We start from the raw sequence: 289 nt of genomic DNA on the forward strand, positions 1-289 counted from the left end.
CTTGATATCGCTGATCAGGATGGTATCGGAGAGCAGGAAGAAGCACAGCTCAAGAAAATTGCGCAGGCGCTTCAGTTGCCGCTGGACCAGTACCTGTGAAAAGTGTGCGCATTGTGCTGGCTGCCGTCCTGCTTTTTCTGGTAGTGGCGGTGGACTTCACCGGGCGGCTGATGTCGGTGCTGGCAGACGCTGTGCTGGTGGCCGGAGTGATTGCCGTGCTCTGGCCATTGATGCGTAAAACAGAATAACACCATGCAAAAGGCATCTGCGGGTGCCTTTGACAGGGTGT

The 289-nt window shown here is 55.7% G+C and carries 2 protein-coding genes; both read left to right on the plus strand.

Annotated features, from left to right (window positions below; translation table 11 throughout):
* Window positions 1-99 (plus strand): tciA domain protein (locus AACV31_RS19175; RefSeq protein WP_185155313.1); only part of this gene is annotated, 99 nt, incomplete at its 5' end.
* Complete coding sequence (locus AACV31_RS19180; protein WP_165157134.1) at window positions 96-248, plus strand: DUF3927 family protein; 153 nt, start codon at window positions 96-98, stop codon at window positions 246-248. The genes AACV31_RS19175 and AACV31_RS19180, both read left to right, overlap by 4 nt.
* Window positions 249-289: the final 41 nt, after the last annotated feature.

This window comes from Cronobacter sp. EKM101R, assembly GCF_963888145.1.
Lineage (GTDB): Bacteria > Pseudomonadota > Gammaproteobacteria > Enterobacterales > Enterobacteriaceae > Cronobacter > Cronobacter turicensis.